Here is a 21,328-nt window from a genome sequence, read left to right as displayed (position 1 = left end):
CCGCCGGATTCAGCCCCAGCCGACCACGTCGGCGACGGGCCGCACGAGCCCCGCGACCGCCCGCTCGAGCGCACTCTCGTCGACCGCGGCGAGCGCCGGCTCCGGATCGAGCACCAGGGCGCCGCCCCAGCCCATCACCTCGTACTCCACCAGGGTGCGCGCGAGCGTCTCGGGCGACCGCCAGGCGCGGAGGAGGTTCGCCCGCGCGAACGCGTGCGCGGCGCGTGCTCCCTCCCCGTGCGCGGCGCGGCCGTCGAGGACGGTGCGCAGCACGGTCTCGAGGGTCGGGATGCCCTGGCCGGCCGGGGAGACGACCTGCCAGGTGAGGGAGGGGCGGCTCGAGCGCAGGCCCCGCGCGACCTGGGCGACCGCATCGCCGCCGGCGGAGCGCAGTGCGGCGGGGACGAGCGGTTCGGCCCCCGCGGTGAGGCGGCACAGCGCCAGGAATGTCGCGGCGTGGCCGACCTCGCCGGACGGGTCCGCGCCGGTGACGATCGTGCTCTCGTAGCCCTGCTCGCGGGACTGGTGCAGAGCGCTCGGCAGCGGAGCCGCGGCGGGCACGGAGACGGGCCGGGACGTCTCGCAGACGGCGCGTTCGGGCCCGACCACGGCGAGCACCGGATCCCCGGCTCCCTGGGCGCGCTCGAGCGTCAGGGCGGTCCAGGCCGCGGCGCCCTCCGGAGGGAGCACCGCGGTGAGGCTCTGCGCCCCGGCCGTCGCCGTCCACGCGAGCGAGACCGCTCCGGGGGGAACGGCCGAGCGGAGGCGGGCAGCGCGGTCGGGCCCGTCGTCTCCGGCCGGGTCGCGCCAGCCGAGGGCGACGACGGCGAAGCGGGAGCGCTCGTCGACGACGGCGAGCGGGGGTGCGGCGGTCATGGGCTCCTCCTTCCTGGAGGGGTGGAGGCGGCGGGAACGCCCAGTGCGGCGAAGGGCTGCTCGGCCAGGCGGGCCGCGGCGTCCGCGAGCAGCGGGCGCGGCGGCCGCGCGGCGAGGGAGTCGACGAGCTCGCCCGCGAAGCCGGGCGCACCGCGCAGCAGGGCATCCCGGGCGACGGTGCGGGCCAGACGCTCGTCGTCGTGCACCAGCCGCTCCGCACGCAGCACCGCGCGATGCCGGGCGTGCTCGAGGGCGGAGTCGTCGCTCACCGCGAGGGCGCGGAGGCGGTGCCACGGATCGACGGGCACGGCGGTGTCGTCGACCAGCACGAAGAGGTCGTCGGCGACGGTGTCGCCCGGGCCGAAGAGTCCGGCGCTCGCGTCGAGTCCGGCCTGCGCAGCGAGCGCCTCGGCGGCGATCAGGTCGCCGAGCAGCTCGTCGGAGACGCGGGTCGACGGCGCGGCGGCGGTCGCGGCGAGCCGGCGGGCGGCGGGCTCGGCGCGGTACTCGGGGCGGGCCGTCCCAGGTGGGACGGCGACCGGTCCTGCCGCGCGATCGGGCGCCTCCGCGAGGGCCGCGACCAGGCGGTCCAGGAGCCGGGCGGGGTCGTCGGCCGTGACGCCGACCAGCACGGAGCCGGCCGGGCTGTAGTGGCGCCGGTGCAGCGCGCGCAGGACGGGCTCGGTCGCGCGGCCCTCGAGGTCGAGGTCGCCGCTGCCGTCGTGCGCGTTGGGGGCGTCGGCCCAGTAGCGGGCGGTCAGGTGCGGCCACGGCAGCACGCCGCCCGGAGCGGGGGCGAGGCGCGCGGCCCGCTCAGAGGCGACCGCGCGGATCTGCTCCGCGATCTGCTCCGGCAGGAAGGCGGGGCGGAAGACCTGCTCGACGAGCCGCTCCGCGATCACGGCGGCCGACCCGGGAGAGCCCGTCTCGAAGAACTCGGAGTAGTCGAGGTGGGTGTGACCGCCGAGGACGCCGCCGCTCTCGGCGACGCGGGTCTGCCGGACGAGACCGGCGACCCCCTCGCTGTCCTGGTAGACGAGGTGCTCGATCAGGTGCAGCATCCCCTCCTCGCCGTCGCGCTCGTGGCGCATACCGGCGGGCACGGCGAGGGCGACCGAGTCGTTGCGGACCTCCGGCCGGTGCACGACGAGCGCGCGGGCGCCGGAGGGCAGGGCGGCGGACAGGGTCGGGACGTCGCGGGCGCTCATTCCGCCCGCTCCCCCAGCTGTGCGGCGGACAGGCGCAGCAGCAGCCGCGCCTGATCGCTGCTGGCGCCCCCGGAGCGGTGCCAGTCGACGGCGTGCTGGGCCAGCCGGAACGCGGTGCCGACGCGCAGCAGCTCGGCGTCGTGGTCCTCCTCGAGCGAGAGTCCGCGGCGGAGCGCGTCGAGGGCCGGGCGGAGCGCGGGGTGGAAGGCGTGCAGCTCTGCGAGCTCCCCGAGCACCCAGGCGGCGTCCCAGACCGGGTCGGCGAGCCCGACGTCCTCGCCCGTGAGCAGAGCGACGCGGGTCCCGCCGACGACGAGGTGGGCGAGGCCGGGGTGGCCGTGGACCACGACCGCGGCCGGCGAGGCGACGACCGCCTCCGCCCAGTCGGCGAGCTCGAGGAGACCGCCGGCGCCGAGCTCCTCGGCGGCGGGCGCCCAGCCACCGGCGAGCCAGCCGCGGGCGCGCTGCAGCGGACGCGGAGGGAGCGGCTCCCCGGCGGGCCGGGCGCCGTGGAGCGCGTCCAGCGCGCCCTTCCACTCGCGGCCGACGGAGACGAGCGCCTCCTCCGACAGCTCGTGGAGGAGCGCGGGCAGCAGGGCGCGGGCGGTGGTGCGGTAGCGGCGGATCGACGGGTCGGCGCCTCCCGGCACGATCCGGGGATCGGGCGCTGCGAGGCGGACGGGCACCGGCGAGAACGGCAGCGGCGCCTGCTCTCCGAGGCGGCGGGTCCAGACGGTGGTCCCGTCGGGTCCTTCCGAGAGCTCGGTGACGAGCAGCCCGGTGACGAGGGCCCGCGGAGGGGCGGTGGTGCTCACGCCGACCTCGCCTCCTCCGCGGCCGCCGGTGCCGTGCGCAGCGACTCCAGGTGGCGCAGCACCGCGGGGAACGCGGGCGGCACCCAGGCGAGCGCCGTGTCGCTGGACTCGCTCGGCCCGGGCACGGGGTCGATGACGGTGAAGTTGGCCGGCTCGCGCAGCAGCGCGAGGGTGGACTCGACGACCGGGTTGCCGAGCGCCCGCGGCGGCAGCGACGGAGCGATGCACACCGGCGCCTCCGTCGTGAGGGCCGCGAGCAGCGACGGGGAGTCGGTGATGCCGTGCGCGAGGCGCGAGGCGTAGTCGAGGGTGGCCGGGTAGATCAGGATGAGGTCGGCCCACTCGGCGAGGTCGACGTGGGCGACGACGATCTCGTCGTCCCAGCGGTCGTCCTGGATCCGGCCGCGCAGTCGCGACTCCAGGTTGTGCCGGGTGGTGAAGCGGTAGGCCGAGTCGCGGACGAGCACGCGGAACTCGGTCGCCGGAGCGGCGGCGCGCGCCCACTGGATCCAGTAGGGCATGACCTGGGTCATGGCGGAGCCGGTCAGGACGAGGGCCACCCGGGAGTAGCCGAAGCGGCCGAGCGAGAGGTCGGAGAGTGCGGCGCTCTGCGCACCGGGCGGGGTGGTCATGGCGGTCTCCTCAGAGGGCGGCGGGCGGGAGGGCGGATCGGGTCGCGGCCGGCGGTGAGGACGGCGGCGGACGGGCGGACCGTGCCCGCGGAAAGGGCGGACGGGGATGGGCGGACCGTGCCCGCGGAAAGGGCGGACGGGGATGGGCGGACGGCGCGAGCGGACGGCACGCGCCCGGGAGGGGCCGGGGCGACGCGGTCGAGGACCGGTCGCCCCGTGCCCGTCAGCACCCTGCGGTGAGGGTGACGCCGATGATGACGCCGGCGCAGAACGGGGTGGTGGCGGGCGCCTCGGAGGCGGCGTCGGTGCCGATCTCGTCGGCGGCGGTGAAGGTGTCGTGGGCGGTGGCGAGCTCGGCGAGGTCGGCGGACTGGACGGTCTGGGCGGTGATGGTCGACATGGTGTTCTCCTTGGATGAGTGGTGGCGGCGGATCCGCCGGGTCGTGCGGGGAGTGGTGCGGGTGGTCCGGCCGGAGGGCCGGGGAGCGGGTGCTGCGGGAGCACCCGGGCGGGAGGAGGGCCGGGTCAGCAGCCCGCGCCGAGGGTGGCGCCGACGATGATGCCGACGCACAGGGGCGTGGTGGCGGGCGCCTCGGTCGCGGCGTCCGAGCCGAGCTCGTCGACGGTGGCGAAGGTGTCGTGCGCTCCCGCGAGGGCGGTGAGGTCGGCGGACTGGGCGTCGGTGGAGATGGTGGTCATGATGTGTCCCTTTCGTGGAGTACCTCGGGCTGAGGTGGTGGTCCCCTCGGGATCGAGGGGAGGTTCGTGGGGCCCTAGCGGGCGGTGAGTCCCGGGCGGTCCGGGTCGATGCGCGCGGCGCGGGCGGCGTCGGCCCAGGCGTCGGCGGCGGGGATCGTCTCGGCCGAGGAGCGCAGGAGCGCTTCGGCGAGGACGCGGGAGCGGTGCTGGCCGAAGCTCAGTCCGCGGTAGGAGGAGCGCTCGTCGGCCGGGTCCTCGGCGTAGGCGAGGCCGTCGGCGAGCCTCTCGGCGAAGGCCGAGACGGCGGTGCGGGGCGAGGGCCGGGCATCGAGCAGCGGAGTGATCCTCCGGGCGACGTCGTCGGCGGAGTCGGCGGGCAGGTAGACGACGAGGGCGTCGGAGCGGGGGAAGGCCCGCGGGTCCGAGAGCGCCTTGGCCTGGTGGCGGGCTCCGGAGGCGGCGAGCGCCTCCAGGAGCGGGCCCCACAGGGCGAGCGCGTCCTCCGCCGAGTCGGCGACGAGCGAGAGGCGCACGACCCGGTCGGCGGGATCGAGTCCCATCGGGCCGAGGGCGAGGAGGTAGCCGGGAGTGGTGCGGGTGCGCCAGCTCGGCAGCCGGACGCCGGCGACGGCCCCGTCGGCGGAGCGGACGAGATCGACCTCGGGCACGAGGACCCGGACGCGGCCCAGCTCGACGACCCGGCGCTCCTCCCCCTGCACGGTGGCGGAGCCGAGCACCCCGGAGGGAGCGGGCTGCAGGACCGTGCGGTGCGGGATCGCGTCGATCAGCCGGGGGGCGAGGTCCTGGCCGTCGCCTCCGGCGGTCTCGCCGAGCAGCGGGTTCCGGAGGTGCAGGTGGGTGTAGACGGTGGCGGCGAGTCGGGCCCGCAGCTCGATCGGCCCGGTGGCCTCGATCACGGTCCCGTCGACCTCGGCCCGCAGCCGGGCGGCGTCGACGCTGATCACGGCCTCGTCGAGGACGGAGCGGGTGGTGAGGGCGGTCATCGCGGGCTCCTGTCGAATCCGAGGGCGGTGGAGTAGGCGGAGGGGGCGAGCAGGACGCGGCGGCCGATGCCGGCGGCGGCCCGCTCGATCCCGGGGAGGCGGGAGACCATCGAGGCCCGGGCGAGGGTGCGGTCGACGAGGTGCCAGCCCAGGTGGGCGGTGGCGCGGACGGCGAGGGCGTCGTCCGCGCCGGCGGTCTCGGCGGCGTAGGCGAGCCACATCCGCCGGATCCTCGGGACCAGTGCCGCCATCCGCTCCGCGATGCGGGCGTCCGCGGCCGCGGTGTCGAAGGCGAGGGGAGGAGCGGAGGCGCCCTCCCGGGTGGTCACGGTGTCGAGCACCGCGCGGTGGATCCACTCCCCCGCCAGCGTGCCGAGGTCGCGGGCCGGATCCCCGATCCCGAACTCCTCCCAGTCGAGCAGCTGGAGGCGCCCGTCGCGGAGGTGGAACTGGTCGAGGCGGAGGTCGCCGTGGATCGGGGCCGTGCGGTTGCCGCTCTCCCACTCGCGGAGATCCTCCGTGGCCGAGACGAGCTGCTCGTCGTGCTGCAGGTCGCCCCAGAAGGCGAGCTCGGCGAGGGTGAGGTCGACGTAGCGGGTGTGCGGGATGCCGACGCGCAGCATCTCGACGGGAGGGCTGGGGTGCGAGGTCGCGGTGAGGCCCGCCACCGGGCCGGCGTGCAGCCGGGCCAGGAGCCGGCCGGCCTGTTCGGGGAAGTCCGCGGGGACGCGCTCCTCCACGAGCAGGAGGGCCAGGCTGGTGCCGGGGCAGTGCTCGAACACCAGCAGGGAGTCGTCCTCGTCGGCCGCCAGCAGGCGGGGTCCGGCCGGGGCGTGCTCGGGGCTCCGGGCGGCGAAGCCGGCGAAGTCCCTGGAGCGGCGGAAGGCCGCGGGGCCCGCCGTCCGGGGCGAGACGTGCTTGACGAAGACGCGGGCGCCGTCGTCGAGGGTCATCGTCCACGACGCGTTCCGGCCGGCGAAGGCGGGGCGGTCGATCGCGGCGACGCGGTGGCGTCCGCCGCCGAGCAGCCGCTCGGTCGAGGCCGCCGCCCGGAGGGCCGCCGGATCCGCGGGGCGGTGCCCGGGGGTCGCGGGGCGGAGCCCGGGAGTCGCGAGGAGAGTCACGATCGTGTCCTTCGGTCGGTCGAGCGGATCAGAAGAGGTAGGTGACGACGAGGTAGGCGCCGCCCGCTCCCCCGACGAGGAGGGCGGTGTTGACGAGCAGCTTCTTGAGGGGCGAGGGGCGGGTCGAGGCGGTGCGCGAGGTGGTCATGGTGGTGTCCTTCCGAGGGGTGGTGGTGGTGGATATCGGGAGCCGGGCCTAGGAGGCGTCGGCGGCCTTGAGGGAGGCGCGGAGCGAGACGCGGGAGCCGGTGCGGAGCGCGTTGTTGCGGTAGACGCGGACGACCAGGCGGAACAGCAGCGGCACCGTGATCGCGGCGACGACGGCGGCGATCACCATCTCGGGGGTGCCGACCGAGTCGAGGCCGAAGCGCATCGGCATCAGGTAGGAGGAGAAGAGGGGGACGAAGGAGAGCGCGTGCACCCAGGCCTCGTCGAGGTTCGCCGGCACCACGTAGAGCGCGATGATCAGCAGCGCCATCTGCACGACGGAGAGCGGCATGGCGGCGGTGCCCAGGTCCTCCTGCCTCGACACGGTCGAGGCGAGCAGGGTGCTGAGGAGCGCGAAGAGCACGTAGCCCTGCAGGAACCAGACGAGGAACCAGACCAGGCTCGGGCCGAGCTCGATCTCGAGGACCGACCACCCGCCGACCACGCTGAACCCGCCGACGACGGCGCCGCCGATCACGAGCAGCTGGGCCAGGGTCACCAGGCCGACGCCGATCATCTTCCCGGCGAGCAGCGGGGCGACGCCGATCTTCGTCAGCAGGATCTCGACGATCCGGGACGACTTCTCCTCGACCACCCCCGAGGCCAGACTCGACGAGGAGTAGACCATCGCGGCGAGCAGGGCGCTGATCATCGCGGTCGCGAACAGGATCCGGGTGTCGAGGACCACGGTCCCCGCCTCCCTCGTCGCGTCGACCAGGAACCAGCCGCCGATCCCGGCGCCGAGGCCGGCGATCGCGGCCAGCGCGAAGGTCGCGGTGAGGATCGTGCGGTTCCCGGTGCGGGTCAGGATCTCGCGGCGGACGATCGTCGCGGCTCCCCGGGCCGGCGTCGGAGGAGCGGAGCTCTCGGCGGTCCGGGCGTGGGCGGCGCGGGGGTGCGTGGTGGTCATCGTCCTGCTCCTTGGATCTCGAGGCGGCGCTCGGCCGCAGGGGTGGAGGCGGCGGTGAGCCGCTCGGACAGCAGCTCGGTCAGCGAGCGCTGCTCGGTGCGGATGCTCCGGAGGCCGCCGTGGCGGGTGAGGGTCGCGAGCACCTGCTCGGGGACGTCCCGGCCGCTGCCCTCGATCGAGACGAGCAGCGACTCCGGCTCACCGGGGACCGGCTCGGCCGACAGTCCCGGTGTGACGCCGAGCTCGGCGACGAGCAGGTCGTCCAGGGGGCGGGAGAACTGCAGCTGCCAGCGGCTGCGGCCGTCGTCCTGCAGCTCGGCCACCGCTCCGTTCGCGGTCACACGGCCGGAGTCGAGCACGCAGACGGTGTCGCAGAGGCGCTCGACCAGGTCGAGCTGGTGGGAGGAGAAGAGCACGCCGACGCCGCGGGCGGACTGCTGCCGGATCAGGCCGGCCATCGTCTCCACGGCGACCGGGTCGAGCCCCGAGAAGGGCTCGTCCAGCACCAGGAGCGACGGATCGCCCACCAGGGACACGGCCAGCTGCACGCGCTGCTGGTTGCCGAGCGAGAGGTCCTGCACCAGCGTGTCGGCCCGCTCGGCCAGGCCCAGCGCGTCGATCACCTCCTCGGCGGTCTCACGGGCTCCCCGGGCGTCGTGCCCCTCGAGCAGAGCGAAGTGGATCACCTGCTCGCGGACCCGCATCTGCGGGTAGAGGCCGCGCTCCTCCGGCATGTAGCCGATCGAGCGGCGGTCCTCGGCGGTGATCGGCGCGCCGTCCCAGGTGATGGTCCCCGTGTCGGGGGTGAGCAGGCCCAGGATCAGCCGCATCGTCGTGGTCTTGCCGGCGCCGTTGCCGCCGATGAAGCCGACGATCTCGCCGCGGCCCACGGACAGGTCCACGTCGTGCAGGACCCGGTGGCCGCCGAATGCACGGCTCACGCCGCTGAGCTGAAGCCCTCGCATGTCATCTCCTCGAAGTCGTTTCTCTTGACTCCTCAGACGCTACGGACGCTCTCGCGACGGGCTCCTGTACTTCGGTACAGCGCCGAGGTGGCCGAAAGTGCAGGTCCCGCATCACCGGACGTGCAGGTCCCGAGGCGGCCGCGCGTGCAGGTCCGGGGGCGGCCCGGGTGCGGGCCGCCTGCGTCCCGAGCACGACGGACGCCCCCGTGCTCGTCCGGTCGGCGACCGGAGCGCACAGGGGCGTCCGTGGAGGAGGAGGGGCGGGGTCAGGCCGTCGCGCAGCTCCCGTCGACCTCGCCGATGACGCCGTCCGTCACCGACACGACCGCGCAGTTCGGGTAGCCCCGCTGCGGCCGGTGCGCGGGGTCGAGCGCGCGGAGGATGCTCCCGAGCACCGCTCCGTGCGTCACGACCAGCACGTCCCCGTGCTCGGCCGCCGGCACGAACCGCGCGATCGCGGCCTCCACGCGGGCCTGCACGGTGGCACCGCTGTCGGCCCGGCCGGAGGGGTCGTGGCGGTGGATCGCGTCGAGCACCGAGTCGAGACCGGCGTCGGTCATCCGCGGCCAGTCGGCGGAGGAGGGCACGTAGGAGTAGCCGTGATCGGCGAACACCGGCTCCCAGAGCGAGGCGTTCGGCTGCCCCTCGAAGGCGCCGAAGTGCCACTCGCGGAGCTCGACCATCGGCTCGGCCTCGAGCGACGGGTGCCCGGCGAGCGCCGCCGCCGCCGTGGTGCGGGTGCGGGTGAGGTCGCTCGTGAACGCCGCGACGAGCGGCACCTCGCGCATCCGCTCGCCGAGGGCCGCCGCCTGGCGCTCGCCGCGCTCGGTCAGGGGCGAGTCGCACCAGCCCTGCAGCTGGCCGGCGACGTTGAAGAGGGTCTCGGCGTGGCGGACGAGGTGGATCGTGCCGGTCACGGGCGCGCGCTCGCAGGCGTGGTCGGGCAGGCGGGGGTGGTGCGGTGCATGCGGTTCTCCGGGGTCAGCGCGCTACTCCGGAGCGGCGCGCGCGATGTGGAGGGCCAGGAAGGCGACCTCCTCGTTGGGCAGGGCGGCCTGGTACTCGGCCGCCACGAAGGAGCGGACCCGCTCGGCGGAGGCGATCGCGCGCGGGTAGCGGGCGCTGAGGCTGGTGAAGAGGAAGTCGTCCTCGCTCTCGAGCAGGCCGCCCGAGAAGAAGCGCTCGGCGAAGTACTGCAGGTGCGCCACGAAGCGGGCGGAGCGGAGGTCGTCGCGGTCGAGCGCGGCTCCGCTGGAGTGCTGGATGATCGCGGTCACCGAGCGGATGAGCTGCACGATCCGGAGCGAGTCGATCCCGACCTTGCCGAGCTCCGCGTTGGCGAGGTGGAAGGCGACGTTCGCGGCCTCGTCGGCGGGCAGCTCCACGTCCAGGCGCTCGCGCATCCGCTCGACCGCCCGCTCCCCCACCGCGTACTGCACGGGGTAGACCGTCCGCATCTCCCAGGCCAGCCGGTTGGCGACCGAGAGCCCGCGCCGCTGCCGCTCCACCGCGAAGTGCAGGTGGTCGGTGAGCGCGAGGTACACGTGCGGGTCGAGCTTCAGCCCCTGCTCCTCCGCGTCGGCGACGACCGCGCGGGTGAGCTCGACGAACTCCGGCGGGATCTGCGCCAGGAGCTCGACGAGGTTGCGCTGATCCGAGTCGTCCAGCGCCACGAACACCTGGTCGACGCTCGAGGGCTCGATCGCCTCGCCGGCCTTCGCTCCGAAGCCGATCCCCCTGCCCAGGAGCACGCGCTCGACGCCGCGCTCGTCGACGACGAGGACGACGCTCGAGTTGAGCACCTTCTTGATGGTCTGCATGCGTGTCTCCGTCGACGGCCGCGTCAGGGCTGGGGTGGGGGTGGCGGGGCCTCTGCCCGGAGAGCCGGACGGCGCCTCCGGGCAGAGGAGGATCATCCCAGATCCGCGCCGTTGGAGGCGATGACCTTCTGGTACCAGAAGAACGAGTCCTTCCGGTAGCGCTCGGTGCTGCCGTGGCCGAGGTCGTCCATGTCGACGTAGACGAACCCGTAGCGCTTCGAGATCTGCGAGCTGGAGGCGCTGATCAGGTCGATCGGCGCCCAGCTCACGTAGCCGAGCAGCTCCACGCCCTCGTCCACCGCCTGGATCATCTGCTCGAAGTGCGCGCGGAAGTAGTCGATCCGGTACGGGTCGTGGACCCGGCCGTCCTCGGTCAGCTCGTCGCGCATCCCGAGCCCGTTCTCGACGATGAACAGCGGCTTGCCGTAGCGGTCGTAGAGGTCGATCAGCGAGATCCGTAGCCCGACGGGGTCGATCTGCCAGCCCCACTCGCTCGACTCGAGGAACGGGTTCTTGACGCCGAGGACCGTGTTGCCGGGGGTGCGCTCGGCGTCGGGGCGCACGGACTCCGTCATCGACATGTAGTAGCTGAACGAGATGAAGTCGACGGGGTGCTCGCGCAGCAGCTCGGCGTCGCCCGCCTCGAACGGGATCTCGACTCCGCGGCTCTCGAGCGCCCGCAGCGCCAGGCGCGGGTAGGCGCCGCCCGCCTGGACGTCGGTGCAGAGGTAGAGCATCCGCTCCTTCGCCTGCGTCGCCGCGACGTCGTCGGGGTGGCAGGTGTTGGGGTAGGTGGTCAGCATCGTGAGCATGCAGCCCATCCGCGACTCGGGCCACAGCTCCTTCAGCGTCCTCGTGACCGAGGCGGAGGCGACGAACTGGTGGTGCAGCGCCGTGTAGCAGGCCTGCTCCACGCTGCCCTCGACGGTCTCCTCGATGATCCCGCCCGAAGTGAACGGGTGGCGGATGATGCCGTCGATCTCGTTGAAGGTCAGCCACATGTCGACGAGGTGGCCGAAGCGCTCGAAGCAGGTGCGGGCGAAGCGCTCGAACAGCCCGATCGTGCGGCGGTCGACCCAGCCGTTGTGCTTCAGCGCGAGAGCGAGCGGCGGGTCGTAGTGCGAGAGCGTGACCAGCGGCTCTATCCCGAGGCGCCGCATCTCGGTGAAGAGGGCGAGGTAGTAGGCGATGCCCTCCTCGAGCGGCTCCGCCTCCTCCCCCGTCGGGTAGAGGCGGGTCCAGGCGATCGAGACGCGGAGGGTGGTGAAGCCCATCTCGGCGAACAGCGCGAGGTCGCCGGGGTAGCGGTGGTAGAAGTCGATGCCGCGGCGCTTGGGGTAGTACTCGGTGTCGTCGTCGGACATCGCCGCCGTGATGCTCTCCACCGTGTTGCGGTGGTGGATCGCGTACTCCTTCGGGTCCGCCTTCGGCTTGTAGGAGGCGACGTCGCTGACCGCCGGGCCGCGCCCGCCCTCGCGCCACGCGCCCTCGACCTGGTTGGCGGCGAGGGCGCCGCCCCATCGGAATCCGTCAGGAAGCGCCATCGGCGAGCTCCTTCTCTCTCTGCGTCACGGTCATGATCCGGTCGCCGGCGGTGATCCGCTCGGCGGCCTCGACGAGCACGGTGTACTCGGCGGAGTTGGTCACGAGCACCGGGGTCGTGGTGTCGTAGCCGGCCGCGGTGATCGCGGCCAGGTCGGCGGTGAGGAGGAGCTGCCCGGCCTCGACCCGGTCGCCGACCGCGACGTGCGCCTCGAACGGCGCGCCGTCCAGCTGCACCGTGTCGATGCCGACGTGGATGAGCACCTCGACGCCGTCCGCGCGGCGCAGCCCCACGGCGTGGCGGGAGGACAGCAGTGCGATGACCTCGCCGGCGAACGGCGCCCGGACGGCTCCGTCGGTGGGGCGGATCGCCAGCCCCTCGCCGAGCACGCCGGCCGAGAACACGGGGTCCGGAACCTCCGAGAGGGGGATGACGGAGCCGGTGAGCGGCGCCTGCAGCGCGAGCGGGCTCCCGGCGTCGGCCGCCACGTCGCCGAGCGCCTGGACGCTGGCGGAGGCGTCGTCGCGCCAGATGACGAAGGAGACGACGAACGAGACGGCGACCGAGATCAGCAGGCCGATCACGGCGTTGAGCAGGTTCCAGGGGTTCAGCCCGTCGATGAACATCGAGATGCTCGCGACGCCGGGGCTGACCAGCGCGAACGCAGCGACCTGCGTGGCGCCGATGTAGGCGCCTCCGACAACGCTGCCCGTGATGACGGAGACGAGGGCGCGCTTGTTCTGCAGCGTGACGCCGTAGAGCGCCGGCTCGGTGATCCCGAAGAGGGCCGAGAGGCCGCCCGAGAAGGCGGTGGCGCGGAGGGTCGCGCTCTTGGTGCGCAGGGCGATCGCGAGGCTGGAGCCGGCCTCCGCCGCGTTGTGGGCGAGCGAGGAGGCGAGGTAGAAGGTGTCCTTGCCCGCGCTGGCCATCGTCGCGATGGTCGGCGGGATGAACGCCTTGTGCATGCCGACCGAGATGATCAGCGGGAGCACGCCGGCCAGCAGCGCGACGGCCACCCAGCCGAGCGCCCCGTAGAGGCCGATCATCGCGCCGGTGAGCATCGAGCCGAGCCAGTAGCCGAGGGGGCCGAGCAGGAAGATCGTGGCCGGGGCGACGATCACGAGGCACATCAGCGGCACGTAGAACGTGCGGATCGGGCCCCACGAGTGCTTCGTGAAGAAGCGCTCGACGACCGAGAGCAGCAGCACGGCCAGGATGGCCGGGAACACCTGGGCGTTGTAGGCGATGACCGGCACCGGGATGCCGAAGAGCGCGACGCCGCCCTCCTGGTTGAGCAGCGTCGTGAACGCCGGGAAGACCAGGACGCCGACGAGCCCGAGCGCGAGCGGCCGGTTCACGTCGAGCTTCTTCGCGCTCGTGTAGGCGACGAGCAACGGCAGGAAGCCGAACACCGCGTCCGGGATGGCGGACAGCAGCTTGAAGTTGTCGGAGGCCGGGTCGAGCCAGCCCAGCGCCGAGGTGAGGACGAGGAACGACTTGAAGATGCCGGCGCCCGCGATGGCCGGGATGATCGGCGTGAACACGCTGACCACGAAGTCCATGATCGTCGCGCCGAGGCGCTTGAGGGACCGCGGCTGCTTCGCCTGCTCCGCGGATGCGGTGGTGCCGCCGCGCAGCTTCTCGACCGCCGCGTACATCTCGCTGACGCCGCTGCCGACGATGACCTGCGTCTGCGGGCCGGTGACGACGCCGATCACGCCGGGCACCGCCTTCAACGCCTCGACGTCGGCCTTCGCGTCGTCCGCCAGCGCGAACCGCAGACGGGTCGAGCAGTGCTGCAGCTTCGCCACGTTGGCGGCGCCGCCGACGTGCTCGAGGATCGCCCTCGCGCTCTCCTGGGTACTCATCGGTACTCCTCCGGGTGTGTGGGGACGCGCGCTTCCCTGCGCTGTGCTGCCCGGCCGTCCGTCGCCGTCCCCGCCCAAACCGGCACCGTCATCGGTGCTCCGGCGGAGCGTCAGGAGGCGTCCGGGCACAAAAAAAGGACCCGACGACGCTCATTACGCGTTTCGTCGGATCCTGCCTGCACGACCAGTCACATGTCCGAGAGCGACGCTAACACGGGGGTGGGTGGGGCGTCAAAGAGGGGGGGTTTATGGGTGAGCGCAATCATTCATCGGACCGACACGAGCCTTCGTCACTAAGAGCGGGACAACATCATTCTGCCGCGTCGGTGCGAGAGTAGTCGTCGACCTCATCCGGATGAGCATGGAGAAGAGCAAACAATGGCCAGGATCAGATCGCTGGAGCGCGGCGACCAGCGGGTCACCGTTCATCCGACCGAGGTCGACTGCACCTTCCAGGAGATCCAGTCCGATGACGGCCGGACTTACGTCCATCTGTCGACCTTCGGATCAGATGACCGCAAGTCCGGCCCCAAGAGCAGTCAGACCCTCCAGCTCGACGAGAAGATGGCGCGCGAACTCATCGAGGTCCTGATCACGGCATTCCACCTGGATTGAGTCGCGCACCGCGCAGGACCGCCTTGCGCCATTCGCTCTCCACATCTGCCGCTACCTCATCCGGATCCTGGTGCTCCCAGTAGCGGAGCACCTGCCATCCCGCTCCAGTCAGGCGCTCATCCGTGTCGCGGTCCCGCGCGGTGTTCGCCTGCAGCTTGGCCGTCCAGTAGCCGTCGTTCCGCTTCGGCTGCGTGGCATGCTCGGGGCAGCTGTGCCAGAAGCAGCCATCGATGAAGACCGCGATCCGACGAGCGGTGAAGACGACGTCTGCACGCCGCCGCAGTCCCGGCAGCGGAGCGTGATCGACCCTGTAGCGGAGCCCCCTGGCATGGAGTCGACGGCGCACCTCGAGCTCAGGACGGGTGTCCCTTCGCTTGTTGCCGAGCATGGACCGGCGGGAGCCGGGCGTGCTCGCCCACGACTCTGCCCCCACTCCGCGGTCCGGCCTCAGCTCAGGACGCTCGCGACAGAGCGGGGAAGGTTGGTGTGCGTCGTCTCGTAGTCCACCCCGAGGAATGACTTGAAGAGCGCGGAGAAGACGACCTCCGCCCCCTCCACCGGCACGGCCATGCCGATCTGGCGTCGCACGCTGTCCCTTCCCCCGACGAACTGGTACTGGTCCGGGAACGTCTGGAGTCGGGCGCGCTCGCGATTCGTCAGCGCTCGCGGCTCATCCCAGTGGTAGACGTGGGTACCGCCGCCGCCCGAACCAGTGACGGTGTACGAGGGCTTGTCCCTCTCGAGACGCTTGTAGATCTGGCTGATCGTCGCGCCTGTGACGTTGAGTCGGAGGTGCTCAGGGAGCTCCGCAGTGAACGCGCTCTGCCCCGGCTTGATGTGCGTGAGCCGCTCGATGACCCAGGGCTTCTGCTTGGCGAGCTCGTTCTGAGTCACGTCGGGGCCGATAGGCGGGTTCTCGAGCCGATTGCCCGCCGAGTTGTCGATGTGCGCATAGGGCTCCACCGCCGGGATGCGGAACTCGACGTCGAGGTCCCTCCGGATGCCCACGATGAGGATGCGGTGCCGGCGCTGGGGCACCCCGTACTGCTCGAACTTGTACAGGTGCGGAGTCAGGACGTATCCGCCCTGGTCCCCCGCTTCCTCCAGCTCGCGGAGGATCCGACGGAAGGAGTGGCCGTCGTTCGCGCCCTTCAGGTCGCCCACGTTCTCGGCGACGAACCAGGACGGCGAGTGCTCGTTCAGCACGTTCACGCCGTACTTGTAGAGCGGCCCGAAGCGCCCCATCATCCCCTTGCGCTCGCCGACACGGCTGAAGTCGTTGCACGGGAATCCGAAGGCGAAGCCGTCGATCGGGTCGAGCGCAGCGGTGTCGAGGGTGCGGACGTCGCCGTGGATCACGGACTCCCGGCTGGCGCCGGGGATGTTCAGACGGTAGGTCTCACAGGTGTCCGCGTCGTAGTCGTTGGCCCAGACGTGCTCGAGGCCAACATCGAGCCCCTGCGCAGCGCGATGCGCACCCAGTGCCATCCCGCCCGGTCCGCAGAAGAGCTCACCCATCTTGAAGTCCACGTGCTGCCTCTCGTTCGACCCCGACACAGTGTGCGGCTTGCCACTGACATGCGCAGAGCGGAGCAGCTGCGCACCGCCGCGCGAGCGTTCCCCGCTGAGCACGCGCGATGCCCCGTCGGGCCAGGAGCAGCTTACCGTTCCCGGAGGAGTCGGCTGCACGGGTGCGGGAATGCCCGAAGGCCCACCAGCTTGCGCCTCATCTCCTGCTTCATCGCACCCGGCCTCGGCATTCCGCGGAAAACTCAGTGTCCTTTCCTGCCCTTAGGCTGTCGATGAGTTCATCGAGGGGGCGGCTTGCAGCACGAGATTCTTGTTCCCGGCGTGGAGCTGCTCGAATCGATGCGCTCCGTCGGGTACTCGTTCCACGCGGCTATCGCAGACCTGGTGGACAACAGCATCAGCGCTGGGGCGGTCCGAGTCGAGATCGTCGGCGACCCGGTGGACTCCTCATTCCTCACCGTCCTGGACGACGGCGCGGGGATGAGCCCCGACGAGGCTCGGACAGCACTGCAGCTCGCCGGCAGCGCGCGCACGACGACGAGAGCGGGAAACGACCTCGGACGGTTCGGCCTCGGCCTCAAGACCGCATCGCTCTCGCAGGCGCGGCGATTGACCGTGCTCACCCGAAAGAACGCTCAGACGACGGCTCTCCAGTGGGACATCGACCACGTCCTCTCGTCGGGTGAATGGTCCCTGAGCGTGCTTGCCGAGAACGAGTACACGTCGCTTCCCCGGGCGGATGCGCTTCTCTCCCGACCGTCGGGGACGCTGATCGTGTGGCAGGAGCTCGACTACATGCTCGGCGCCGCGTCACGGCCGGATCTCGTCATGGCGGAGCGGCTGGCCGACCTCAGGGGCCACCTCTCCCTCACCTTCCACCGGTTCCTCGACGACGGAACGCGCAGCCCCCTCGTCATCAGCGTCAACGGCCTCGACGTTCCGGCGCTCGATCCCTTCCTGTCGAAGAACCCTCGGACGCAGCAGTCCCACCGCGAGCCGCTCACGATCGAGGGGCAGAGGATCGAGTTCCAGGCCTACACGCTCCCGCACCCGTCGGCACTCTCGAAGAAGGACCGCGAGCGCTGGGATCTGAGCGCCGGGATGCGCGAGCGCCAGGGCTTCTACATCTACCGGAACCGCCGCCTCATCTCCTACGGCCACTGGTTCGGGCTCTCCCGTCGCGAGGAGCTCTCCAAGCAGTCCCGCGTGATGGTCGACATCCCGAACACCGTCGACCACCTCTGGCAGCTCGACATCAAGAAGTCACGTGCGGAGCCGCCTCAGGTTTTCCGCCTCCACTTCCGGCGGGTCATGGACAAGGTCATCGATCGCAGCAAGCGGGTCCACACGTTCCGAGGAAGGCGCGTGTCCGGCGAGACCATCGCCAGGATGTGGGACAAGATCACCGATCGAGAGGGCTCCCGCTACCAGGTGAACGCCGAGCACCCGCTCGTCGCGGCCCTGCAGGAGACGATGACCGACGAGCAGAAGCGCCAGCTCTCCCGGCTGCTGACCGATCTCGCCCAGACCTTCCCGACCGCGGATCTCTACATCGAAGCCGCCAAGGGCCAGACGAGCACCGCACCGGCGGCAGCTACCGCCGACGTTCTCGCGCAGCTCGCGGCACTCCGCCGTTCGGGCGGCTTCGGCGACCTTCCTCCGGCGCAGGTGGCCTCCACTCTCCGCGCCACGGAGCCTTTCGACCGCGTCGAGGACCTCGACGGACTCATCACTCAGATCTGGAGCGCACCCGCATGACGACCACCGCCGTCGAGAAGGACAAGAAGAAGCTCCTGGACATGCTCACCGGTCTGCTCGTCAACGATGACTCAATCGAGCTGGACGAGCTCGAGACGAAGGCGCGCCTGTTCGCGCCGATCGTCGGTCCGCACCTGCAACCAGGGGATGTCGACGCCGTCATCGCACGAGTGACGGAGCTCCACGAGGTCACAATCATCATCGGGCCGGTCGTCGTCGACCCGACGACCTTCACGGAGTGGCTGGAGAAGCGCAAGAAGACGATTGAGACGAAGCGCTGGAACGCGTACCAGCAGCTCCTCGTCAACCGGGAGTGGGGCCCGACCGTCATCAGGAAGCTCGACGAGCAGACGGACATCATCCTCGAGCGCATGGGCGATCCCAAAGTGGGCGGCGAGTGGGCCCGTCGCGGACTTGTCATCGGCGAGGTCCAGTCGGGGAAGACAGCGACTTATCTGGGCATCCTCAACAAGGCCATCGACTACGGCTACAAGATCGTCGTCGTCATCGGCGGACACACGGAGGACCTCCGCCGTCAGACGCAGCAGCGCCTCGACAAGGACATGACCGGCGTCGATTCGGTGTACATCGCCGACAACATCGACTCCCGCTACGCCAACATGCGCATCGGGGTCGGAGCGATCGACGGGTCCATCCAGAGCAACATACTCACGACGACCCGCTCCGACTTCAGCGCGGCGAGCAAGAACGCCGGGGTCGTAGCGCTGGGCGGCGACACTCCGACGATCTTCGTCGTGAAGAAGAACGCCCGAGTGCTCGCGAACCTCGCCAACTACCTCGTCGGACAGGCTCACCAGGGGAAGCTCACCGCGCCGCTCGTCGTCGTCGACGACGAGGCCGACTGGGCGTCAGTCAACACCAAGACCGAGGATGACGCGGCGGCAGTCAACCGCGTCATCCGCCGGTTGCTCGCCACCTCCAGCCGCAGCTCCTACCTCGGCATCACGGCGACGCCCTTCGCGAATGTGCTGATCGACGATTCTGTCGAGGAGGACCTCTTCCCTCGCGACTTCATCCAGGCCCTGGAGAGCCCCTCGAACTACACGGGCGTCGAGGCGTACTTCGGTCGCGACGCGGGGGGCTCCGACCCGCGGATCAGGACCGACGTCCAGGACTGCCTGGAGGTGCTGCCCTTCACTCACAAGCGGACGGCGCAGCTCGACGAGCTCCCCGGCACGCTGATTGAGGCCATCAGCGCGTTCCTCGTCGGGACAGCCATCCGGCGCCGGCGCGATGGATCAGTGCGACCGGCATCGATGATGATCAACGTCTCGCGCTTCAACGACGTCCAGTCGAATGTGACCGCGGAGGTCCAGAACTTCGTGGACGATGTCCGGCGGGCGGTGCTGGCTGAGTACGCCATGCCGGAGGAGGAGGGCGACACGACGACAGCCGCCTCGATCCTGAAGGACACCTTCGACGGCGAGTTCGCCGACGAAGCCTCCTGGGCCGAGCTGCGACCGCTGCTCCTCCAAATCGTCGAGGAGGTGAGCGTCGTGCTCGTCAACAGCGGGACGATGGGCCCGCGCAACAAGCGGCTGAGCGAGATGTCCCGAGAGGATCGGGAGGCCGAGTCCCGGCTCCCGACGATCTTCGTCGGAGGCGATGTGCTGGCTCGAGGTCTCACCCTCGAGGGGCTCCAGGTCAGCTACTTCGTGCGGAAGGCCGCCGCAGCAGACACGCTCCTCCAGATGGGACGGTGGTTCGGCTACCGTCCGGGCTACGAGGACCTTGTCCGAGTCTGGATCGACTCCACAGTGGTGGATCTCTTCAAGTACGTCGCCGACGTCTCCGACGACCTGCGGGGCTCGCTGCGGCTGATGAACTCCTTGAAGATGACGCCTCAGCAGTTCGGCCTGAAGATGCGACGGCATCCCGAGGCGTTCCTCATCACCGCAGCGAACAAGCAGAAGCACGCCGCGCAGATCGAGGGGGAGGTCGACATCGACGGCGCATCGTTCGAGTCTCATGTGCTGTCGAACGATCCCCTCGACAGGAAGAGGAACTTGGACGCGGCGAGGGAGCTGGCCGAGACGCTGCAGGAGGATGCGGGCAGCGGTCCGGATGAGACGCGCTCCTCGATGGTGTGGTCGAACGTGCCTGCCGAGGTGGTTGCGCGATTCTTCTCGCGCTTCCGCGGCCACGACAGCGAGACCTTCTTCGGGAGGACGAACAAGAGCGGTGGGAAGGCCCAGCTCGCCGCGCACCTGGCCGATGCAGTCAACTCGGAGACCTGGGACGTCGGCTTCGTTGAAGGCCGGCATGATGAGACGACGAACGTGCTCGGACTGCCCCGGGCGATTAAACCGAGCATTCGCAACAACCTCGAGGCGGCCTCAGGCGGCTCGGTGCGCTTCGGGAATCGGCGAGTAGCAGCTGGCGCAGATATTCGTAACGCGATGGACACGGCTCGCATCCTCGAGTTGGAGGACGGGCTCGAGGTCGACGTTTCGGGCAAGAAGAGGCGCCTGTCCGACCAGGACGTTATCAGGGGCGCGCTGGTACGCCCCCTTCTCCTCGTCTTCTCTGTGATCAACAAGAACTCCTCTTCTGAAATGCTGTCGAAGCATGAAGCTGGCGGCGATCGCAAGTCAGACTTGCAGTTCACCCCGGAGGACCCCCTGATCGCTGTAGTGGTGGCTTTTCCTGTTTCACCCGACGACGCCGAGCGGGCTGGGAGCAAGAAGCATCGAGTCGCTCGCTTCGTCGCGAACACCGTCTTCGCCCGGCTCAACCTGGGACTTCCCGACGACGAGGAGCTCGCGGGGGACGAGGAGTGAGACTCGACGAGGCATTCGCTGCGGTATTGAGAGGGACGGATGGCCAGGTAGTCAAGCTTCGGCACCTGTGGTTGCGCGTCTTCGCGCAGAACAGCCAGCAGAAACCTGCGCTCGTCCTCGAGCTTCCGTCTATGCCGGCCTACTTCATCGACGGCGGTCGAGGATTTAACGTCCAGCTCACGCAGTCCGTGCATTCCGCGACGAGCTACCTCAGGATCAGCTCGTCGGACTCAGAGGTGCAGCCGGCCTTCCTGGCGCTGTGCCAGTACCTCCTGGACGAGAGCGGGAGAGCGGACGGCGCTTCAGCGAGCGTGGACATCTTCGCGCGTAGCCTGGAGTCGTTCCGGGACCTCCTCGCCAGGCCCCGGGGCCGTCTGGGAGAGGATGCGCTCCGCGGACTGATGGCCGAGCTCTCGATGCTCGAGAGCCTTGCAGACGAAGCGGACTCCCTGTCGGGCGCTCTCCGCGCCTGGAGCGGCCCCTACGGCAACAGCAAGGACTTCATCTTCCCCTCGGGGCACTGCGTCGAGGTGAAGTCAGCACGCCTGCCGTCGATGGAGGTGACGATCTCGAGTCTTCAGCAGCTCGAGCCCGCGAACACGACTCTCCAGCTCGCGGTCCTTCCGATGGAGCGCTCGAACGCCGACGACGGCGAGGCCAGGAATCTCCTTCAGCTCTTCGACGCGCTCGCAGAGGCCGCCGATGCTGATCCTGTCTCCCGGAAGCTGTGGCGGGACGCGGTCGAGACGCTGGGCTTCGACCGCGACGATGCGTACTACGCCGACTGGTGGTTCCGCCTCGGCGAGATGCTCGCCTTCGACGTCCTGGAGGGCTTCCCGCGCATCCGCGCGCACTCGGTGCCGGCCGCCGTCAGGAGCGTCAGCTACCGCCTGGACATCACGTCGCTGTCCGACTTCACCGCCAGTCTCCGACTGCACTGATCAGCAACACGA

Annotated in this window: 20 protein-coding genes; 4 read left to right on the top strand and 16 right to left on the bottom strand. The window is 71.0% G+C overall.

Translation table 11 applies throughout. The features are described 5' to 3' along the window. Positions 1-9: 9 nt before the first annotated feature. From C5C30_RS05270 to C5C30_RS05215, 14 genes are all read right to left on the bottom strand, one after another. Positions 10-876, bottom strand: coding sequence for a hypothetical protein (locus tag C5C30_RS05270; RefSeq protein WP_104225097.1), 867 nt, complete (start codon positions 874-876; stop codon positions 10-12). Beyond that, positions 873-2,084, bottom strand: coding sequence for a pitrilysin family protein (locus tag C5C30_RS05265; protein ID WP_104246981.1), 1,212 nt, complete (start codon positions 2,082-2,084; stop codon positions 873-875). Before C5C30_RS05265 ends, C5C30_RS05270 begins: the two co-directional genes overlap by 4 nt. Next, positions 2,081-2,899 (bottom strand): hypothetical protein, encoded by an 819-nt coding sequence (locus tag C5C30_RS05260; RefSeq protein ID WP_104225968.1) that lies wholly within the window; start codon positions 2,897-2,899, stop codon positions 2,081-2,083. Before C5C30_RS05260 ends, C5C30_RS05265 begins: the two co-directional genes overlap by 4 nt. Then, positions 2,896-3,531, bottom strand: a complete 636-nt coding sequence (locus C5C30_RS05255; protein WP_104225100.1) for a flavoprotein — start codon at positions 3,529-3,531, stop codon at positions 2,896-2,898. The genes C5C30_RS05260 and C5C30_RS05255 overlap by 4 nt, the downstream gene beginning before the upstream one ends. 223 nt (positions 3,532-3,754) lie before the next feature. Then, entirely contained in the window at positions 3,755-3,931 is a 177-nt protein-coding gene (locus C5C30_RS17580; protein WP_181027123.1) for a hypothetical protein, read from the bottom strand. 125 nt (positions 3,932-4,056) lie between these two features. Next, positions 4,057-4,230: a hypothetical protein gene (locus tag C5C30_RS17575; RefSeq protein WP_181027122.1), complete on the bottom strand. Its 174-nt coding sequence runs from the start codon at positions 4,228-4,230 to the stop codon at positions 4,057-4,059. 74 nt (positions 4,231-4,304) lie between these two features. Further along, entirely contained in the window at positions 4,305-5,234 is a 930-nt protein-coding gene (locus tag C5C30_RS05250; protein ID WP_104225969.1) for a T3SS effector HopA1 family protein, read from the bottom strand. Then, the gene (gene lxmK / locus C5C30_RS05245) at positions 5,231-6,358 is read right to left on the bottom strand and encodes a class V lanthionine synthetase subunit LxmK (protein WP_258059357.1); all 1,128 of its coding nucleotides are present in this window, start codon (positions 6,356-6,358) and stop codon (positions 5,231-5,233) included. Before lxmK ends, C5C30_RS05250 begins: the two co-directional genes overlap by 4 nt. A gap of 196 nt (positions 6,359-6,554) precedes the next feature. Beyond that, complete coding sequence (locus C5C30_RS05240; RefSeq protein WP_104333313.1) at positions 6,555-7,475, bottom strand: ABC transporter permease; 921 nt, start codon at positions 7,473-7,475, stop codon at positions 6,555-6,557. Further along, positions 7,472-8,416, bottom strand: a complete 945-nt coding sequence (locus C5C30_RS05235; protein ID WP_258065802.1) for an ABC transporter ATP-binding protein — start codon at positions 8,414-8,416, stop codon at positions 7,472-7,474. The genes C5C30_RS05240 and C5C30_RS05235 overlap by 4 nt, the downstream gene beginning before the upstream one ends. 290 nt (positions 8,417-8,706) lie before the next feature. Beyond that, entirely contained in the window at positions 8,707-9,357 is a 651-nt protein-coding gene (locus C5C30_RS05230) for a histidine phosphatase family protein (protein WP_181131461.1), read from the bottom strand. A 72-nt stretch (positions 9,358-9,429) separates the two neighbouring features. Continuing rightward, positions 9,430-10,260: a PRD domain-containing protein gene (locus tag C5C30_RS05225; protein ID WP_104225973.1), complete on the bottom strand. Its 831-nt coding sequence runs from the start codon at positions 10,258-10,260 to the stop codon at positions 9,430-9,432. A gap of 92 nt (positions 10,261-10,352) precedes the next feature. Beyond that, positions 10,353-11,804 (bottom strand): glycoside hydrolase family 1 protein, encoded by a 1,452-nt coding sequence (locus tag C5C30_RS05220; protein WP_104333310.1) that lies wholly within the window; start codon positions 11,802-11,804, stop codon positions 10,353-10,355. Next, positions 11,791-13,671: a beta-glucoside-specific PTS transporter subunit IIABC gene (locus C5C30_RS05215; protein ID WP_104333309.1), complete on the bottom strand. Its 1,881-nt coding sequence runs from the start codon at positions 13,669-13,671 to the stop codon at positions 11,791-11,793. Before C5C30_RS05215 ends, C5C30_RS05220 begins: the two co-directional genes overlap by 14 nt. A 378-nt stretch (positions 13,672-14,049) precedes the next feature. On the opposite strand from C5C30_RS05215, the gene C5C30_RS05210 reads away from it, so the two are divergent. Beyond that, positions 14,050-14,286 carry a hypothetical protein gene (locus tag C5C30_RS05210; protein WP_104224060.1) on the top strand — a complete coding sequence of 79 codons (237 nt, stop codon included), beginning with the start codon at positions 14,050-14,052 and terminating at the stop codon, positions 14,284-14,286. Here C5C30_RS05210 and C5C30_RS05205 read toward each other — a convergent pair. Beyond that, complete coding sequence (locus C5C30_RS05205) at positions 14,264-14,674, bottom strand: very short patch repair endonuclease (protein WP_104224061.1); 411 nt, start codon at positions 14,672-14,674, stop codon at positions 14,264-14,266. The two genes, C5C30_RS05210 and C5C30_RS05205, sit on opposite strands and share 23 nt — an antisense overlap. A gap of 59 nt (positions 14,675-14,733) precedes the next feature. Next, positions 14,734-15,816: a DNA cytosine methyltransferase gene (locus C5C30_RS05200; RefSeq protein WP_104224062.1), complete on the bottom strand. Its 1,083-nt coding sequence runs from the start codon at positions 15,814-15,816 to the stop codon at positions 14,734-14,736. A 294-nt stretch (positions 15,817-16,110) separates the two neighbouring features. Here C5C30_RS05200 and C5C30_RS05195 point away from each other — a divergent pair, with 294 nt between their 5' ends. The 3 genes from C5C30_RS05195 to C5C30_RS05185 are packed head-to-tail and all read left to right on the top strand — an operon-like array spanning position 16,111 to position 21,316. Continuing rightward, entirely contained in the window at positions 16,111-17,574 is a 1,464-nt protein-coding gene (locus C5C30_RS05195; RefSeq protein WP_104333308.1) for an ATP-binding protein, read from the top strand. Then, on the top strand, positions 17,571-20,375 hold the full coding sequence (locus tag C5C30_RS05190; RefSeq protein WP_104224064.1) for a Z1 domain-containing protein: 2,805 nt from the start codon (positions 17,571-17,573) through the stop codon (positions 20,373-20,375). The genes C5C30_RS05195 and C5C30_RS05190 overlap by 4 nt, the downstream gene beginning before the upstream one ends. Continuing rightward, the gene (locus tag C5C30_RS05185) at positions 20,372-21,316 is read left to right on the top strand and encodes a PD-(D/E)XK motif protein (RefSeq protein ID WP_104307929.1); all 945 of its coding nucleotides are present in this window, start codon (positions 20,372-20,374) and stop codon (positions 21,314-21,316) included. The genes C5C30_RS05190 and C5C30_RS05185 overlap by 4 nt, the downstream gene beginning before the upstream one ends. Positions 21,317-21,328 lie beyond the last annotated feature (12 nt).

Source organism: Rathayibacter sp. AY2B5 (assembly GCF_002931645.1).
Classification (GTDB): domain Bacteria; phylum Actinomycetota; class Actinomycetes; order Actinomycetales; family Microbacteriaceae; genus Rathayibacter.
The sequence above is the reverse complement of the archived record's forward strand: the minus strand, read 5'-3'. Positions and strand labels throughout refer to the sequence as shown.

Bases quoted from the DNA above. Each gene is read 5' to 3' on its own strand.
- C5C30_RS05225 (WP_104225973.1), bottom strand. From the start codon at position 10,260: ATGCAGACCATCAAGAAGGTGCTCAACTCGAGCGTCGTCCTCGTCGTC.
- C5C30_RS17575 (WP_181027122.1), bottom strand. From the start codon at position 4,230: ATGACCACCATCTCCACCGACGCCCAGTCCGCCGACCTCACCGCCCTC.
- C5C30_RS05220 (WP_104333310.1), bottom strand. From the start codon at position 11,804: ATGGCGCTTCCTGACGGATTCCGATGGGGCGGCGCCCTCGCCGCCAAC.
- C5C30_RS05215 (WP_104333309.1), bottom strand. From the start codon at position 13,671: ATGAGTACCCAGGAGAGCGCGAGGGCGATCCTCGAGCACGTCGGCGGC.
- C5C30_RS05210 (WP_104224060.1), top strand. From the start codon at position 14,050: ATGGCCAGGATCAGATCGCTGGAGCGCGGCGACCAGCGGGTCACCGTT.
- C5C30_RS17580 (WP_181027123.1), bottom strand. From the start codon at position 3,931: ATGTCGACCATCACCGCCCAGACCGTCCAGTCCGCCGACCTCGCCGAG.
- C5C30_RS05255 (WP_104225100.1), bottom strand. From the start codon at position 3,531: ATGACCACCCCGCCCGGTGCGCAGAGCGCCGCACTCTCCGACCTCTCG.
- C5C30_RS05265 (WP_104246981.1), bottom strand. From the start codon at position 2,084: ATGAGCGCCCGCGACGTCCCGACCCTGTCCGCCGCCCTGCCCTCCGGC.
- C5C30_RS05250 (WP_104225969.1), bottom strand. From the start codon at position 5,234: ATGACCGCCCTCACCACCCGCTCCGTCCTCGACGAGGCCGTGATCAGC.
- C5C30_RS05190 (WP_104224064.1), top strand. From the start codon at position 17,571: ATGACGACCACCGCCGTCGAGAAGGACAAGAAGAAGCTCCTGGACATG.
- C5C30_RS05240 (WP_104333313.1), bottom strand. From the start codon at position 7,475: ATGACCACCACGCACCCCCGCGCCGCCCACGCCCGGACCGCCGAGAGC.
- C5C30_RS05270 (WP_104225097.1), bottom strand. From the start codon at position 876: ATGACCGCCGCACCCCCGCTCGCCGTCGTCGACGAGCGCTCCCGCTTC.
- C5C30_RS05205 (WP_104224061.1), bottom strand. From the start codon at position 14,674: ATGCTCGGCAACAAGCGAAGGGACACCCGTCCTGAGCTCGAGGTGCGC.